Here is a 15399-nt window from a genome sequence, read left to right as displayed (position 1 = left end):
ACGTGACGCATGAAACCCGTATTGACGATCTCCCCATCCGGGACGAGCTGCGCGGCAAGTCCCCGTACGGCGCCCCCCAGCTCGACGTGCCCGTACGCCTGAACACCAACGAGAACCCCTACCCGCTGCCCGAGCCCCTCGTCGCCCGCATCGCCGAGCGCGTCGCCGAGGCCGCCCGGCACCTCAACCGCTACCCCGACCGGGATGCGGTCGAGCTGCGCACCGAGCTCGCCAAGTACCTCACCCGCACCGCGGGCCACGAGGTCACCACGGCGAACGTCTGGGCCGCCAACGGATCCAACGAGGTCCTCCAGCAGCTGCTGCAGACCTTCGGCGGCCCCGGCCGCACCGCGATCGGCTTCGAGCCCTCGTACTCGATGCACGCCCTGATCTCGCGCGGCACCGGCACCGGCTGGATCTCCGGCCCCCGCCGCGACGACTTCACCATCGACGTCGAGGCGGCCGAGCGCGCCATCGCCGAGCACCGGCCGCACGTCGTCTTCGTCTGCTCGCCCAACAACCCCACGGGCACGGCGGTCGAGGCGGAGACGGTCCTGCGGCTGTACGAGGCCGCGCAGGCGGCCAGGCCCTCCCTCGTGGTCGTGGACGAGGCGTACGGCGAGTTCAGCCACCGCCCCTCGCTGCTGCCGCTCATCGAGGGCCGCCCGAACCTCGTCGTCTCCCGCACCATGTCCAAGGCCTTCGGCGCGGCCGGGCTGCGGCTCGGCTACCTCGCCGCGGACGCCGCCGTGGTCGACGCCGTCCAGCTCGTCCGCCTGCCGTACCACCTGTCGGCCGTCACCCAGGCCACGGCGCTGGCCGCCCTGGAACACACGGACACCCTGCTCGGCTACGTCGAACAGCTCAAGGGCGAGCGCGACCGCCTGGTCACCGAGCTGCGCGCGATGGGCTGCGAGGTGACCGACTCGGACGCCAACTTCGTCCAGTTCGGCCGGTTCGAGGACAGCCACGCCACCTGGCAGGCCATCCTCGACCACGGGGTCCTGGTACGGGACAACGGCGTACCGGGGTGGCTGCGGGTGACCGCGGGCACGCCCGAGGAGAACGACGCCTTCCTGGACGCAGTACGCGCCATTCGCAAGGAGAGCAACACATGAGCCGCGTTGGGCGCGTCGAGCGCACCACCAAGGAGACCTCCGTCCTCGTCGAGATCGATCTCGACGGGACCGGGCAGGTCGACGTGTCGACCGGGGTCGGCTTCTACGACCACATGCTCGACCAGCTCGGCCGCCACGGCCTCTTCGACCTCACCGTCAAGACCGACGGCGACCTGCACATCGACACCCACCACACCATCGAGGACACCGCCCTCGCGCTGGGCGCCGCCTTCCGCCAGGCCCTCGGCGACAAGGTGGGCATCTACCGCTTCGGCAACTGCACGGTCCCGCTGGACGAGTCCCTCGCCCAGGTCACCGTCGACCTCTCCGGCCGCCCCTACCTGGTGCACACCGAGCCCGAGAACATGGCGCCGATGATCGGCGCGTACGACACGACGATGACCCGGCACATCCTGGAGTCCTTCGTCGCACAGGCGCAGATCGCCCTGCACGTGCACGTCCCGTACGGGCGCAACGCCCACCACATCGTGGAGTGCCAGTTCAAGGCCCTCGCCCGGGCCCTGCGCTATGCCTGCGAGCGCGACCCGCGCGCCGCCGGAATCCTCCCCTCCACGAAGGGCGCCCTGTGAACGGCCTGAACACCACGCTCATCGTCGTCGGCCTGTTCCTGGTCGGCGGCATCATCTCCTTCCTCAAGCAGGGCATGCCCAAGGGCATCATCGTGCTGCTCGGGATAGGCGCCGCGATGTGCCTGGCCGCCGGCACCCTCCGGATCGAAGGACTGTGGTCATGAGCGCCCCGAAGAAGAAGGTCGTCGTCTTCGACTACGGCTTCGGCAACGTCCGCTCCGCCGAGCGCGCCCTCGCCCACGTCGGCGCGGACGTCGAGATCACCGGTGACTACGAGAAGGCCATGAACGCCGACGGCGTCCTCGTCCCCGGCGTCGGCGCCTTCGCGGCCTGCATGCAGGGCCTGCGCGCCGCCCGCGGCGACTGGATCGTCGGCCGCCGGCTCTCCGGCGGCCGCCCGGTGATGGGCATCTGTGTCGGCATGCAGATCCTCTTCGAGCGCGGCATCGAGCACGGCGTGGAGACCGAGGGCCTGGACGAGTGGCCCGGCGTCGTCGAGCCCCTCAAGGCGGACGTCGTCCCGCACATGGGCTGGAACACCGTCACCCCCGCCGAGGACTCGCAGCTCTTCGCCGGCCTCGACGCGGACACCCGCTACTACTTCGTGCACTCCTACGCGGTGCGCGAGTGGAGCCTGGAGGTGACCAACCCCAACATCCGCGCCCCCAAGGTCACCTGGGCCACGCACGGCGAGCCCTTCGTGGCCGCCGTGGAGAACGGCCCGCTGTGGGCCACCCAGTTCCACCCCGAGAAGTCCGGCGACGCCGGTGCGACGCTGCTCCGCAACTGGCTGGGAACGCTGTGACCCGCCACCTCTCCGTCCCCGCGCCGACGGCCCGCGGCGCCCAGCCCGTTCGTACCTCCACCGTAAGGTCGTATTCATGACGCACCGCCTCGAACTGCTCCCCGCCGTCGACGTCCGTGACGGGCAGGCCGTCCGGCTGGTCCATGGCGAGTCCGGCTCCGAGACGTCGTACGGTGAGCCGCTCGCCGCCGCGCGGGAATGGCAGCGCTCGGGCGCCGAGTGGCTCCACCTGGTCGACCTCGACGCCGCGTTCGGCACCGGCGACAACCGCGAGCTCATCGCCCAGGTGGCCGCGGCCATGGACATCAAGGTCGAGCTGTCCGGCGGCATCCGCGACGACGCCTCGCTCGCCGCCGCCCTCGCCACCGGCTGCACCCGCGTCAACCTCGGCACCGCCGCCCTGGAGACCCCCGAGTGGGTCGCCAAGGTCATCGCCGAGCACGGCGACAAGATCGCGGTCGGCCTGGACGTCCGCGGCACCACCCTGCGCGGCCGCGGCTGGACCCGCGACGGCGGCGACCTCTACGAGACCCTCGCCCGCCTCGACTCCGAGGGCTGCGCCCGCTACGTCGTCACCGACATCGCCAAGGACGGCACCCTCCAGGGCCCCAACCTGGAGCTGCTGAAGAACGTCTGCGCGGCCACCGACAAGCCGGTCGTCGCCTCCGGCGGGGTCTCCTCCCTTGACGATCTGCGGGCTATCGCCAACCTGGTACCGGAGGGTGTCGAAGGCGCCATCGTCGGAAAGGCCCTCTACGCCAAGGCGTTCACCTTGGAAGAGGCCCTGGAGGCTGTGTCCGTATGACCGAAGCCGTGCAGCGTGTGCAGAGCGACAGTCCCTGGGAAGAGGCCTTCGGTTGTGCGCGCGCCGTCGCGGCGGGAGACCGGGTGCTGGTGTCCGGCACCATGCCGTTCACCGGCACCGTGCTGAACGGCGAGGGCGATCCGTACCAACAGGCCAAATCGGCCTTCGGCAACGCCCTTGCCGCCCTGGAGCGGTTCGGCCTCGGCCCCGAGGCCGTCGTCCGCACCCGGATGTATCTGACCCACGCGCGAGACGTGGACGAGGTGGGCCGTGCCCACAAGGAGCTCTTCGACGCGGTCCGCCCGGCGGCGACCCTGGTCGTCGTCTCCGGCTTCGTCGACTCGCGCGTGCTGGTCGAAGTAGAGCTGGAAGCGTACCGAGGAGCAACGAGCACATGACCCTGGCGGTCCGAGTCATCCCCTGCCTGGACGTGGACAACGGCCGGGTCGTCAAGGGCGTCAACTTCCAGAACCTGCGCGACGCCGGCGACCCCGTGGAAATGGCCAAGGTCTACGGCCGCGAAGGCGCCGACGAGCTGACGTTCCTCGACATCACCGCCTCCTCCGGCAACCGCGAGACCACCTACGACGTGGTCCGCCGCACGGCCGAGCAGGTCTTCATCCCGCTGACCGTCGGCGGCGGCGTGCGCACCGCGGCCGACGTCGACAAGCTGCTGCGGGCCGGTGCCGACAAGGTGGGCGTCAACACGGCGGCCATCGAGCGGCCCGAGCTGATCCGCGAGATCGCGGAGCGGTTCGGGCGGCAGGTGCTGGTCCTGTCCGTGGACGCGCGCCGCACCCCGTCGGGCTCCTTCGAGGTGACGACGCACGGCGGCCGCCGCGGCACCGGCCTCGACGCCGTCGAGTGGGCCCACCGCGCGGCGGAGCTCGGCGCCGGGGAGATCCTGCTGAACTCCATGGACGCCGACGGCACCAAGGACGGCTACGACACCGAGATGATCACGGCCGTGCGGGGGCACGTCACGGTGCCGGTCATCGCGAGCGGCGGCGCGGGACGTTTGGAGCACTTCGCTCCGGCGGTGGCGGCAGGCGCGGACGCGGTCCTGGCCGCGTCGGTCTTCCACTTCGGAGACCTGAGAATCGCCGACGTCAAGAATGCCTTGCACGAGGCGGGCCACCCGGTCCGGTGAGCCCGAGGTAGGTCCGGCACCGCCGGACCGCGCCGTCGTGGTGCCTCGCCGTTGCGGCGGGCGATCTTCTTCCGCCGCAACGGCGACAAGCCACAGCACGGCAGCCCGGCGGTGCCGGACCGCTCCGCAGCCGGGTGAAGATCCGCCGGAGGCTAGTCACGGATCAGCAGGAAGATCGCCCCCGTCACCAGGGCGAGGGCGATCGCGCCGACCCCGTAGGACAGCCGGTGCTGCCGCAGCACCGGCAGGTGGGCGTCCGCCGCGTACCTGCCGGGGCCCGTGAGGGCGAGCGCCGCCGCCGAGACGGCGACCAGCAGGGTGAACTCCACGCCCTTCGGGAGCAGGAACCCGCCGTCCCACGTCACCCCGAGCGCATTGACCATCGTGCCCAGCACGGCGGCCGCGGCGAGCGGGGTGAGGAGGCCGAGGAAGAGGCCGGCGCCGCCCAGCGCCTCGCTGAGGCCGGCGATGACGGCCATCGCCTTGGGCGCGGGATAGCCCCAGAGCTGGAAGCCCTTCGCCGTCCCGTCGAGGCCCGGCCCGTCCCACCAGCCGAACAGCTTCTGCGTGCCGTGCGCGACCATGATGATGCCGAGCATCATCCGGAGCAGGAGGATCCCCAGGGAGAAGCCGGCCGAGGGCGGCGCGGACGCGGGGGCGGAGTGGGCGGATCTGCTGGTGTACGCCATGGCAGGGCACCTCTTCGGAGTCGGTCCGGCACGGAACCTCAGATTCCCAGCTTTGCCGCCTCCACCTTGGCCACCGCGTCCTTTTCGCCCTCCAGCTCCACCCGGGCGGCCGCCTGGCGGCCGAAGGCGAAGAGGGTCAGCTCGCCGGGCTCCCCGGTGACGGTCACCACCGGGGCGCCGCGCCGGGCGACCGCCGTACGGCCGTCGGGGCGGCGCAGGACCAGGCCGGCGGGCGATCTGCGGCCGAGCATCCGGGCCACCCGCTCCAGCCGGGCCCACAGGGCGTCCGCGAAGACGGGGTCCACCTCGCGCGGGGCCCACTCCGGCTGGGCCCGGCGCACGTCCTCCGCGTGCACGTAGAACTCGACGGTGTTCGCGGCCTCGTCGATCTGCTTGAGGGCGTACGGCGACAGCCGCGGCGGCCCGGTGCGGATGAGCTGGATCAGCTCCTCGTAGGGCTTGGCGGCGAACTCCGCCTGCACCCGCTCCAGGCGCGCGGCCAGCGGCTTGAGCACGATCCCGGCGGCGGCGTCGGCGCGGCGCTCGCGCACGACGACGTGGGCCGCGAGGTCACGGGCCCGCCAGCCGTCACAGAGCGTCGGGGCGTTCGGGCCCGCCGACTCCAACAGGTCGGCGAGGAGCAGACGTTCGCGCTGGGCGTGGGTCGACATGGCGCCACCCTACGGCCGGCCCCCTGCCGGTGCCACGCCCCCGCGCTTACTCGGGCAGCGGCTTGTCCATCTTCTGGCCGCCCTGCGAGACGCTCAGCGTCATCGAACACGTGATCTTGTCCTGGCCGCGGGCGTAGGTGACCGGGGTCGGGTAGAGCACGTACGAGTAGTAGTTCTTGCCGTCGGTTATGGAGCGCATACGATCCTGCGCGTCCTTCTTGCACATCTCCCGGGCCTTGGTCTGGATGTCCAGCTCGGAGTCGAACTTGCCCGTCAGGGTCTCGTTGGCGATGACCTCGCCGTCGTGCGGACCGCTGCAGGGCTTCGTCTTCACCTCGGTGATGCCGATGGACATCCGCGGGTGGTCGAAGCACTGGCCGGGCTTGAGCACCACGTACGGCACGCGGGAGACCGACGGCGAACCGGAGGAGGACGGATCCGGGCCGGAGGGGTCGGTGCCCGGGGCGCTCGGGTCCACGGCGGGCGCGGAGGGCGCCGCCGACGGGGCCGACGAGGTCCTCGGCTTGGCGACCGGCTTGTCGTCCTTCTTGTCGCCCGCGGTCAGCATGATGCCGCCCACGATGAGGCCGACCACCAGCACGCAGCCGATGACGATCGCGGCGACCTTCGCGCCGTTGCCACCCGAGGGCGGCGGGGGCGGGGGCGGCATCGGCTGGCCGAACTGCTGCCCGTACTGCTGTTGCTGACCGTACTGGCCGAAACCCGGCTGCTGACCGAAGCCGGGCTGCTGGCCGTATCCCTGCGGCGCTTGCGGCTGTCCGTAGGGCTGGGCGGGCGGCTGGGCTGACGGCGGCCCGAACTGCTGCGGCGGGCCGAACCCACCGCCGCCACCGGGGGGCTGCGGGGAGTTCGAGGGCGGAGTACTCATGGGCGAAGCATGCCGTACGCCACTGACAGGCCCGTTCGGGGGGTCCCGGCCGTCCGCGCGGCAGAATGGACCCCATGACCGGCAACACCGCCCCCGCGTCCTCCCTCGACCCCGCCGTCGCCGCCCGCCTCAAGCGCAGCGCCGACGGACTGATCCCCGCCATCGCCCAGCAGTACGACACCGGCGAGGTGCTCATGCTCGGCTGGATGGACGACGAGGCGCTCCACCGCACCCTGACCACCGGCCGCTGCACCTACTGGAGCCGCAGCCGCGGGGAGTACTGGGTCAAGGGCGACACGTCCGGACACGTCCAGCACGTGAAGTCCGTGGCCCTCGACTGCGACAAGGACGCCCTCCTCGTCAAGGTCGACCAGGTGGGCGCCGCCTGCCACACAGGCGACCGCACCTGTTTCGATGCCGACGTCCTCCCGCTGGGCAAGTAGGCTCCGCTGCCATGGCTGCCACGACCACCGGTGACATCACCCCGGACGCCGACACCTTCCGCACGCTCGCGAAGGACCGCCGGGTCATCCCGGTCACCCGGCGGTTCCTCGCCGACGGCGACACCCCCGTCGGCCTGTACCGCAAGCTCGCCGCCGAACGGCCCGGGACCTTCCTGCTGGAGTCCGCGGAGAACGGCCGCACCTGGTCGCGCTATTCGTTCGTGGGCGTCCGCAGCGCCGCGACCCTCACCGTGCGCGACGGCCGCACCCACTGGCTGGGCACCCCTCCCGTCGGCGTCCCCACCGACGGCGACCCGCTGGAGGCGCTGCGCGCCACCGTGGCCGCCCTGCACACCCCGCGCGACCTCATAGAGGGTGCCGGACTGCCGCCCTTCACCGGCGGCATGGTGGGCTACCTGGGCTACGACGTCGTCCGCCGCCTGGAGAAGATCGGGGAGCACGGCGGCGAGGACCGCGACCCCCTCGGCCTGCCCGAGCTCACCATGCTCCTCACCTCCGACCTCGCCGTCCTCGACCACTGGAACGGCACCGTCCTGCTGATCGCCAACGCGATCAACCACAACGACCTCGACACCGGCGTGGACGAGGCGTACGCCGACGCCGTCGCCCGCCTGGACGCGATGGCCGCCGACCTGCACCGCCCCGCGCCCTCGGCCCCCACCGCCCTGCCGCCCTCCGAGCTGCCCGGCTACACCGCCCGCTGGGGCGGCCCGGACTACATGGCGGCCGTCGAGGACATCAAGGAGCGCATCCGCGCCGGCGAGGCCTTCCAGGTCGTGCCCTCGCAGCGCTTCGAGACGCCCTGCACGGCCGCCGCGCTCGACGTCTACCGCGTGCTGCGGGCGACGAACCCGAGTCCGTATATGTACCTGTTCCGGTTCGACGGGTTCGACGTCGTCGGCTCCAGCCCGGAGGCGCTCGTCAAGGTCGAGGACGGGCAGGCCATGGTGCACCCCATCGCCGGCACCCGGCCGCGCGGGGCCACCCCGCAGGCGGACGCCGCGCTCGCCGAGGAGCTCCTCGGCGACGCCAAGGAGCGCGCCGAGCACCTGATGCTCGTCGACCTCGGCCGCAACGACCTGGGGCGGGTCTGCGAGCCCGGCAGCGTCGAGGTCGTCGACTTCATGTCGATCGAGCGCTACAGCCACGTGATGCACATCGTCTCGACGGTCACCGGCCGCCTGGCCGCCGGGCGCACCGCCTTCGACGTGCTCACCGCCTGCTTCCCGGCCGGCACGCTCTCCGGCGCGCCCAAGCCGCGCGCCATGCAGATCATCGAGGAGCTGGAGCCGTCCCGCCGCGGCCTGTACGGCGGCTGCGTCGGCTACCTGGACTTCGCCGGGGACTCCGACACCGCCATCGCCATCCGCACGGCCGTCCTGAAGGAGGGCACCGCCTACGTCCAGGCGGGCGCGGGTGTCGTCGCCGACTCCGACCCGGCGGCGGAGGACGCGGAGTGCCGCAACAAGGCGGCGGCGGTGCTGCGCGCCGTGCACACCGCCAACCGTCTCGCCTAGGCGCCACCCCGGCAGCGCCGACAAACCACCCACAAGGGATAGTGGACCCGTGAGCACAGGAAGAACCGTAGGCCCCGCACTGCTCCTGGGCGCGGCCGGCGCCGCCCTCGCCCTGCTCGCAGGCGGCCGCACCTGGGCCGAGGGCACGACCACCGTCGCCCAGAGCACCGTCACCAAGCACGTCAGCGGCCAGGACGTCACCGGCCTGCCCGGCGCCCTCGCCGTGGTCGGCCTCGCCGCCCTGGTCGCGGTCTTCGCCGTCCGCGGCGTCTGGCGCACCGTGGTGTCCGCCGGGCTCGTCCTCGCGGGCGCCGGGGTCGTGGCCGCCGCGGTCACCGGCGCGGGCGACACCTCCGCGCTGGACGAGCAGGCCGCCAAGGCCAACGGGCTCACCAGCGGCGCCATCGACAACGTCAGCCACACCGCCTGGCCGTGGGTCGCCCTCGCGGGCGGTGTCCTGCTGCTGCTCGCGGGGCTCCTCGCCCTGCGCTTCGGCCGTCACTGGCCGGCCATGTCCGGGCGGTACGAGCGCGACGGCACCCCGCGCCCGCGCCGCACCCGCACCGCCCCGGACCCGGAGCGCCCCGAGGAGCTGTGGAAGGCCCTCGACCGCGGCGAGGACCCCACGAGGGCGTGACACGCCCTACCGCCTCCCCCCGGATCGAGGCCGCCGCGGCCGTCGGGGACAATGACCATGAGCGTTCTCCGCGCCCGCGGGCGCGCCACAGCAACGAGGAGTCTTAGTCATGGCGGGTACCAGCCACGGACACACCCCGGCCGCCTGGACCGGTGTCACGATCGCCTTCATCGGCTTTTGCGTCTCCGGTGCCTTCACGGTGGCCGCGAAGCCGGCCGGGTTCTGGGTCGGCGTCGCCATCATCGCGATCGGCGGCGTCGTGGGCGGCGTCATGAGCATGATGGGCATGGGCATGCCCAAGAGGGCTCCTCTGAAGGTGGCCGGCGAGTCCGGCCGGAGCTGACGCTCCGCGTCCTCCACGCCATCCCTGCCCCGAGGCGCGGCCCCGGGCCCGTACGGTCCTCCGTACGACGGCCTTGAGCTGCGCCTTCGTGCTGTCCGTCGGACACTTTCGGTGTGATGGCCGAGGTGAGGGACCGCGCGCGCCTGCTGGGCGCCCCGCTGGGCGTCGCGGCCGGCCTCGCCGCGGCCTTCGGCTACGTCGGCGCCGTGGACCCGGGCCGGCCCGGCCACTACCCCGCGTGCCCCCTGCTGCGCTGGACGGGGCTGTACTGCCCGGGCTGCGGCGGGCTGCGCGGCGTCCACGCCCTCGCCCACGGCGACCTCCCGGCCGCGCTCGGCGCGAACGCCCTGGCCGTCGCCGGGTACGCCGCCTTCGCCGTCCTGTGGTGCGTGTGGATCACGAGGGCCCTGCGGGGCCGGGAGGGCGTGCCGCTGTCCCCGCGCGCCCGCCACTGGTGGGCTCTCGGGGCCCTCGTCCTGTTCTTCACGGTCGTGCGGAACCTGCCCTTCGGCGCCGTCCTGACCCCCTAGCCGGGCGCCGGGCCCGGCGGCGGAAGGTGTCCACGGAACGTCCACGGAATGGGACCCGCGTCAACCGGATGCGAAACCTTCGCCCCGCGGCAAGTACCATCGCAGTGCCTGGTGGGGGAGGATTCCCGCCGCACCAGCCCAGACCATCCGAGTCCGGAAGGGGGCCGCTCGCGTGAGTGTGCTCGACGAGATCATCGAGGGCGTCCGTGCCGACCTCGCGGAGCGGCAGGCGCGCGTCAGCCTCGACGAGCTCAAGGAGCGGGCTGCCAAGGCGCCGCAGGCCAAGGACGGCGCCGCCGCTCTGCGCGGCGAGAACGTCAGCGTGATCTGCGAGGTCAAGCGCTCCAGCCCCTCCAAGGGCGCGCTGGCCGCGATCGCCGACCCCGCCGGCCTCGCCGCCGACTACGAGGCGGGCGGCGCGGCCGTGATCAGCGTGCTGACCGAGCAGCGGCGCTTCGGCGGCTCCCTCGCCGACCTCGAAGCCGTCCGCGCCCGGGTCGACATCCCGATCCTCCGCAAGGACTTCATCGTCACCGCCTACCAGCTGTGGGAGGCCCGCGCCCACGGCGCCGACCTCGCCCTGCTGATCGTCGCCGCCCTGGAGCAGGAGGCCCTGGTCTCCCTCATCGAGCGGGCCGAGTCCATCGGGCTCACCCCGCTGGTCGAGGTGCACGACGAGGAGGAGGTCCAGCGCGCGGTCGACGCCGGCGCCCGGATCATCGGCGTCAACGCCCGCAACCTCAAGACCCTTGAGGTGGACCGCGACACCTTCGCCCGCGTGGCCCCCGAGATCCCGGACGGCATCATCAAGATCGCCGAGTCCGGCGTGCGCGGCCCGCACGACCTCATCGCCTACGCGAACGACGGCGCCGACGCCGTCCTGGTGGGCGAGTCCCTGGTCACCGGCCGCGACCCCAAGGGCGCCGTCGCCGACCTGGTCGCCGCCGGCGCGCACCCCGCGCTGCGGCACGGGCGGGGCTGACCGGCCATGAGCGCGTACGCACGGCTCGCCCGCGGCTGCCGGCCGCGTGGCTGCCGTGCGCCCGCGCGGCGCGTCCTCGGGCGCCGCGTGCGGTACCACATCGGCTGTGAGCCGGGACAGATCAACGGGATGCGATGGCGCGGCCGCGCCGCGCACTAGCTTCCTGTCATCGCCGGGTGCGGCGCCCTTGCGCCTGCGGGCGGGCGTCTCCGCCCACCCGTCACCCGGAACCCTCACAGACCTGTTCGAGGAGTACGTTCGTGTCCTCTGACTTCTTCACCCCCGATCCCGAAGGCCAGGTGCCCGACGACGCCGGGTACTTCGGCGCGTTCGGCGGGAAGTTCATCCCCGAGGCCCTCGTCGCCGCCGTCGACGAGGTCGCGGCCGAGTACGAGAAGGCCAAGGCCGACCCCGCCTTCGCCGCCGAGCTCGGCGAGCTGATGGTCAACTACACCGGGCGGCCCAGCGCCCTCACCGAGGTGCCGCGCTTCGCGGAGCACGCCGGCGGCGCCCGGATCTTCCTCAAGCGCGAGGACCTCAACCACACCGGCTCGCACAAGATCAACAACGTGCTGGGCCAGGCCCTGCTCACCAAGCGCATGGGCAAGACCCGCGTCATCGCGGAGACCGGCGCCGGCCAGCACGGCGTCGCCACCGCCACCGCCTGCGCCCTCTTCGGCCTCGAATGCACCATCTACATGGGCGAGGTCGACACGCAGCGCCAGGCGCTGAACGTCGCCCGCATGCGGATGCTCGGCGCCGAGGTCATCGCCGTGAAGTCCGGCAGCCGCACCCTGAAGGACGCCATCAACGAGGCGTTCCGCGACTGGGTCGCCAACGTCGACCGCACGCACTACCTCTTCGGCACCGTCGCCGGCCCGCACCCCTTCCCGGCCCTCGTCCGCGACTTCCACCGGGTCATCGGCGTCGAGGCGCGCCGCCAGATCCTGGAGCGCGCCGGCCGCCTGCCGGACGCCGCCGTGGCCTGCGTGGGCGGCGGCTCCAACGCCATCGGCCTCTTCCACGCCTTCCTGCCCGACGAGAGCGTGCGCCTGATCGGCTGCGAGCCCGGCGGCCACGGTCTGGCCAGCGGCGAGCACGCGGCCACCCTCACCGCCGGCACGCCCGGCATCCTGCACGGCTCGCGCTCCTACGTCCTGCAGGACGAGGACGGCCAGATCACCGAGCCGTACTCGATCTCGGCGGGCCTGGACTACCCCGGCATCGGCCCCGAGCACTCGTACCTGAAGGACACCGGCCGCGCCGAGTACCGGGCCGTCACGGACGACGAGGCCATGCAGGCCCTGCGGCTGCTCTCGCGCACCGAGGGCATCATCCCGGCCATCGAGAGCGCGCACGCGCTGGCCGGGGCGCTGGAGGTCGGCAAGGAGCTGGGCAAGGACGGCCTGCTCCTGGTGAACCTCTCCGGCCGCGGCGACAAGGACATGGACACCGCAGCCCGCTACTTCGGGCTGTACGACAACGACGAGGCGGGGGAGCGGTAATGGCGGGCAACATCGAACTCCTGAGCTCCGTCCTGGCCGCCGCCCGGGCCGAGAACCGCGCCGCGCTCGTCGGCTACCTCCCCGCCGGCTTCCCGACCGTGGACGGCGGCGTGCGCGCCATCACGGCCATGCTCGACGGCGGCTGCGACATCGTCGAGGTCGGCCTGCCGCACAGCGACCCCGTGCTGGACGGCCCGGTCATCCAGACCGCCGACGACATCGCCCTGCGCGGCGGCATCAAGATCACCGATGTCATCCGCACGGTCAAGGAGGCGCACGAGATCACGGGCGCGCCCGTGCTGTGCATGACCTACTGGAACCCCGTCGACGCCTACGGCCCCGAGCGCTTCGCCGCCGACCTCGCCGAGGCCGGGGGAGCGGGCTGCATCCTGCCCGACCTGCCGGTCGAGGAGTCCGAGGCCTGGCGCAAGGCCGCCGAGCAGCACGGGCTCGCCACGGTCTTCGTGGTCGCGCCCAGCAGCCGCGACGAGCGCCTCGCCAAGATCACGGCAGCGGGCAGCGGCTTCGTGTACGCGGCCTCGCTGATGGGCGTCACCGGAACCCGGGAGTCCGTGGGCAACGAGGCGCAGGACCTGGTGCGGCGCACGCGCGCGGTCACCGAGCTGCCGGTCTGCGTCGGGCTGGGCGTCTCCAACGCCGTCCAGGCCGCGGAGGTGGCGGCCTTCGCCGACGGCGTGATCGTCGGCTCGGCCTTCGTCAAGCGGCTCCTGGACGCCCCCGACCCGGAGTCCGGCCTGGCCGCCGTCCGCGCCCTCGCGGGTGAACTGGCCGAAGGTGTGCGCAAGCGCGCGTAACTCTTTTGAAGGAACCGGCGACCGGGGGCGCGCATGGTGCGCCCCCGGTTCGTTGTAGGGGGATGTGAGCCAGAAGAACTCGGATGGGAAGCGCAGCGCCCGTGAGCGGCTGCAGGAACAGCGGCAGCGCGAAGAGGCCAAGGCCAAGCGCAAGCGCACGCTGATCGCCGGCGTGGTGGTCGTCGCCGTCCTCGGTGCGGGCGCCGGAATCGCGGCGATCGTGGCGAAGACGGCCGGGGGCAAGAAGGAGGCCGCCGGTCCGCTCGTCGCCCCGCAGGGCGCCACCGGCAAGGACAGCGTCACCATCCCGGTCGGCAAGCCCGCCGCGAAGGCGACCCTCACGGTCTACGAGGACTTCCGCTGCCCCGGCTGCGGCGGATTCGAGAACGGCTTCCGTGACACGGTCAACCAGCTGGAGCAGAAGGGCGACCTCAAGGCCGAGTACCACCTGGTCACCCTGATCGACAACAACCTCGGCGGCAGCGGCTCGCTCGACGCCGCCAATGCGGCGGCCTGCGCGCAGGACGCCGGCAAGTTCTCCGCCTACCACGACCTGCTCTACAAGAACCAGCCCCAGGAGACGGACGACGCCTTCGGAAAGAAGGCGCGCCTGCTGGAGCTGGCCGGGCAGGTGCCCGGGCTGGACACCCCCGCCTTCCGCACCTGCGTGGACGACGGCACCCACGACAGCTGGGTGAAGAAGTCCCACGAGGCCTTCGGCAAGTCCGCCTACCGCGCCACCCCGACCATCCTGCTCAACGGCAAGAGCATCTTCGGCGACCCGAAGAACCCGCTCACTCCGGACAAGCTCCGGCAGATGGTCGCCGAAGCCGCGAAGGGCTGAGGCCCCGGGGCGTTACGCAGCTGTTGTGCCGGGTGGGTTGCCGTTCCGTCGCCCCGGCAGGGTAGCGTCGGGGATGTCATGGAACTCGCATACATTCCCAGCCCGTCGACCGGCGTGATCCACCTCGGACCGGTCCCGCTGCGCGGCTATGCCTTCTGCATCATCATCGGCGTCTTCGTGGCGGTCTGGCTGGGCAACCGGCGCTGGCTCGCCCGCGGCGGACGGGCCGGGACGGTTGCCGACATCGCCGTCTGGGCGGTGCCCTTCGGGCTCGTCGGCGGCCGGCTCTACCACGTCATCACCGACTACGAGCTGTACTTCGGCGAGGGCCGCGACTGGGTCAACTCCTTCAAGATCTGGGAGGGCGGCCTCGGCATCTGGGGCGCGGTCGCGCTCGGCGCGGTGGGCGCGTGGATCGGCTGCCGCCGCCGCGGCATCCCGCTGCCGGCCTGGGCGGACGCCCTCGCCCCCGGCCTCGCGGTCGCCCAGGCGATCGGCCGCTGGGGCAACTGGTTCAACCAGGAGCTCTACGGCAAGCCGACGGACCTGCCGTGGGCCCTGAAGATCGACGCCGACCCGGCGATCGGGCGGGTGGCGGGGACCTACCACCCGACGTTCCTGTACGAGTCGCTGTGGTGCCTGCTGATCGCGGGCCTGGTGATCTGGGCGGACCGCCGCTTCACCCTCGGGCACGGGCGCGCGTTCGCGCTGTACGTGGCCTCGTACACGGTGGGGCGCTTCTGGTTCGAGTACCTGCGCGTGGACGATGCGCACCATGTGCTGGGCCTGCGGCTCAACGGGTGGACGTCGATCGTGGTCTTCATCGCGGCGGTCGTCTACATGGTCATCTCCGCGAAGCGGTGCCCCGGGCGGGAGCTTGTGGTGGAGCCGGGGGTCATCGGGGAAGCCGGTGAGGAACCGGCTTCCCCGGCCAAGCCGGGGGGTGACGGTGACTCGTCTCTGACGGACGGGTCCCCCAAACCGAAGAAGGTCTGAGCCTGGCTCGGCACCGCCGAATCCCGCCGTCGTGGCTGATCGCCGCTGC

The 15399-nt window shown here is 72.4% G+C and carries 21 protein-coding genes; 18 read left to right on the top strand and 3 right to left on the bottom strand.

Going from position 1 to position 15399, the window contains the following annotated elements; genetic code table 11:
* Positions 1-2 precede the first annotated feature (2 nt).
* From IE241_RS23020 to hisF, 7 genes are all read left to right on the top strand, one after another.
* A complete protein-coding gene (locus IE241_RS23020) occupies positions 3-1118 on the top strand; it encodes a histidinol-phosphate transaminase (protein ID WP_190023700.1) in 1116 nt (371 codons plus the stop codon).
* On the top strand, positions 1115-1708 hold the full coding sequence (gene hisB, locus IE241_RS23015; protein WP_190023699.1) for an imidazoleglycerol-phosphate dehydratase HisB: 594 nt from the start codon (positions 1115-1117) through the stop codon (positions 1706-1708). The genes IE241_RS23020 and hisB overlap by 4 nt, the downstream gene beginning before the upstream one ends.
* Entirely contained in the window at positions 1705-1872 is a 168-nt protein-coding gene (locus tag IE241_RS23010) for a CG2302 family histidine operon protein (protein WP_030364738.1), read from the top strand. The genes hisB and IE241_RS23010 overlap by 4 nt, the downstream gene beginning before the upstream one ends.
* Positions 1869-2513: an imidazole glycerol phosphate synthase subunit HisH gene (gene hisH, locus IE241_RS23005; protein WP_190023698.1), complete on the top strand. Its 645-nt coding sequence runs from the start codon at positions 1869-1871 to the stop codon at positions 2511-2513. Before IE241_RS23010 ends, hisH begins: the two co-directional genes overlap by 4 nt.
* Positions 2514-2589: 76 nt before the next feature.
* Complete coding sequence (gene priA / locus IE241_RS23000) at positions 2590-3318, top strand: bifunctional 1-(5-phosphoribosyl)-5-((5-phosphoribosylamino)methylideneamino)imidazole-4-carboxamide isomerase/phosphoribosylanthranilate isomerase PriA (protein WP_190023697.1); 729 nt, start codon at positions 2590-2592, stop codon at positions 3316-3318.
* Positions 3315-3716: a RidA family protein gene (locus IE241_RS22995; RefSeq protein WP_190023696.1), complete on the top strand. Its 402-nt coding sequence runs from the start codon at positions 3315-3317 to the stop codon at positions 3714-3716. Before priA ends, IE241_RS22995 begins: the two co-directional genes overlap by 4 nt.
* Positions 3713-4468 carry an imidazole glycerol phosphate synthase subunit HisF gene (gene hisF / locus IE241_RS22990; protein WP_190023695.1) on the top strand — a complete coding sequence of 252 codons (756 nt, stop codon included), beginning with the start codon at positions 3713-3715 and terminating at the stop codon, positions 4466-4468. The genes IE241_RS22995 and hisF overlap by 4 nt, the downstream gene beginning before the upstream one ends.
* A gap of 152 nt (positions 4469-4620) precedes the next feature.
* On the opposite strand, the gene IE241_RS22985 is transcribed toward hisF, so the two are convergent.
* The 3 genes from IE241_RS22985 to IE241_RS22975 are packed head-to-tail and all read right to left on the bottom strand — an operon-like array spanning position 4621 to position 6717.
* Positions 4621-5157 (bottom strand): DoxX family protein, encoded by a 537-nt coding sequence (locus tag IE241_RS22985; RefSeq protein WP_190023694.1) that lies wholly within the window; start codon positions 5155-5157, stop codon positions 4621-4623.
* Positions 5158-5195: 38 nt separating this feature from the next.
* On the bottom strand, positions 5196-5828 hold the full coding sequence (locus tag IE241_RS22980) for a TIGR03085 family metal-binding protein (protein WP_190023693.1): 633 nt from the start codon (positions 5826-5828) through the stop codon (positions 5196-5198).
* A gap of 46 nt (positions 5829-5874) precedes the next feature.
* Complete coding sequence (locus tag IE241_RS22975; protein WP_190023692.1) at positions 5875-6717, bottom strand: hypothetical protein; 843 nt, start codon at positions 6715-6717, stop codon at positions 5875-5877.
* Between the two features lie 74 nt (positions 6718-6791).
* Here IE241_RS22975 and hisI point away from each other — a divergent pair, with 74 nt between their 5' ends.
* From hisI to lgt, 11 genes are all read left to right on the top strand, one after another.
* Positions 6792-7160 (top strand): phosphoribosyl-AMP cyclohydrolase, encoded by a 369-nt coding sequence (hisI, locus tag IE241_RS22970; protein WP_190023691.1) that lies wholly within the window; start codon positions 6792-6794, stop codon positions 7158-7160.
* 11 nt (positions 7161-7171) lie between these two features.
* Positions 7172-8698 carry an anthranilate synthase component I gene (locus tag IE241_RS22965; RefSeq protein ID WP_190023690.1) on the top strand — a complete coding sequence of 509 codons (1527 nt, stop codon included), beginning with the start codon at positions 7172-7174 and terminating at the stop codon, positions 8696-8698.
* A gap of 49 nt (positions 8699-8747) precedes the next feature.
* Positions 8748-9335: a TIGR02234 family membrane protein gene (locus IE241_RS22960; RefSeq protein ID WP_190023689.1), complete on the top strand. Its 588-nt coding sequence runs from the start codon at positions 8748-8750 to the stop codon at positions 9333-9335.
* Between the two features lie 109 nt (positions 9336-9444).
* Entirely contained in the window at positions 9445-9678 is a 234-nt protein-coding gene (locus IE241_RS22955; RefSeq protein WP_190023688.1) for an HGxxPAAW family protein, read from the top strand.
* A gap of 116 nt (positions 9679-9794) precedes the next feature.
* A complete protein-coding gene (locus IE241_RS22950; protein WP_190023687.1) occupies positions 9795-10208 on the top strand; it encodes a DUF2752 domain-containing protein in 414 nt (137 codons plus the stop codon).
* A 172-nt stretch (positions 10209-10380) separates the two neighbouring features.
* Positions 10381-11190, top strand: a complete 810-nt coding sequence (gene trpC / locus IE241_RS22945) for an indole-3-glycerol phosphate synthase TrpC (RefSeq protein WP_190023686.1) — start codon at positions 10381-10383, stop codon at positions 11188-11190.
* Between the two features lie 6 nt (positions 11191-11196).
* Positions 11197-11349: a tryptophan biosynthesis modulator TrpM gene (gene trpM, locus IE241_RS35000; RefSeq protein WP_373300735.1), complete on the top strand. Its 153-nt coding sequence runs from the start codon at positions 11197-11199 to the stop codon at positions 11347-11349.
* A gap of 101 nt (positions 11350-11450) precedes the next feature.
* Positions 11451-12695 carry a tryptophan synthase subunit beta gene (gene trpB, locus IE241_RS22940; RefSeq protein ID WP_190023685.1) on the top strand — a complete coding sequence of 415 codons (1245 nt, stop codon included), beginning with the start codon at positions 11451-11453 and terminating at the stop codon, positions 12693-12695.
* Positions 12695-13510: a tryptophan synthase subunit alpha gene (gene trpA / locus IE241_RS22935; protein ID WP_190023684.1), complete on the top strand. Its 816-nt coding sequence runs from the start codon at positions 12695-12697 to the stop codon at positions 13508-13510. Before trpB ends, trpA begins: the two co-directional genes overlap by 1 nt.
* A 64-nt stretch (positions 13511-13574) precedes the next feature.
* Positions 13575-14354 carry a DsbA family protein gene (locus IE241_RS22930; RefSeq protein ID WP_190023683.1) on the top strand — a complete coding sequence of 260 codons (780 nt, stop codon included), beginning with the start codon at positions 13575-13577 and terminating at the stop codon, positions 14352-14354.
* A gap of 78 nt (positions 14355-14432) precedes the next feature.
* Positions 14433-15350, top strand: coding sequence for a prolipoprotein diacylglyceryl transferase (lgt, locus tag IE241_RS22925; RefSeq protein ID WP_190023682.1), 918 nt, complete (start codon positions 14433-14435; stop codon positions 15348-15350).
* Positions 15351-15399: the final 49 nt, after the last annotated feature.

Origin of the sequence: Streptomyces hiroshimensis (genome assembly GCF_014650335.1) — a bacterium.
GTDB lineage: Bacteria > Actinomycetota > Actinomycetes > Streptomycetales > Streptomycetaceae > Streptomyces > Streptomyces hiroshimensis.
This window is presented reverse-complemented; position numbering and strand designations above follow the sequence as displayed.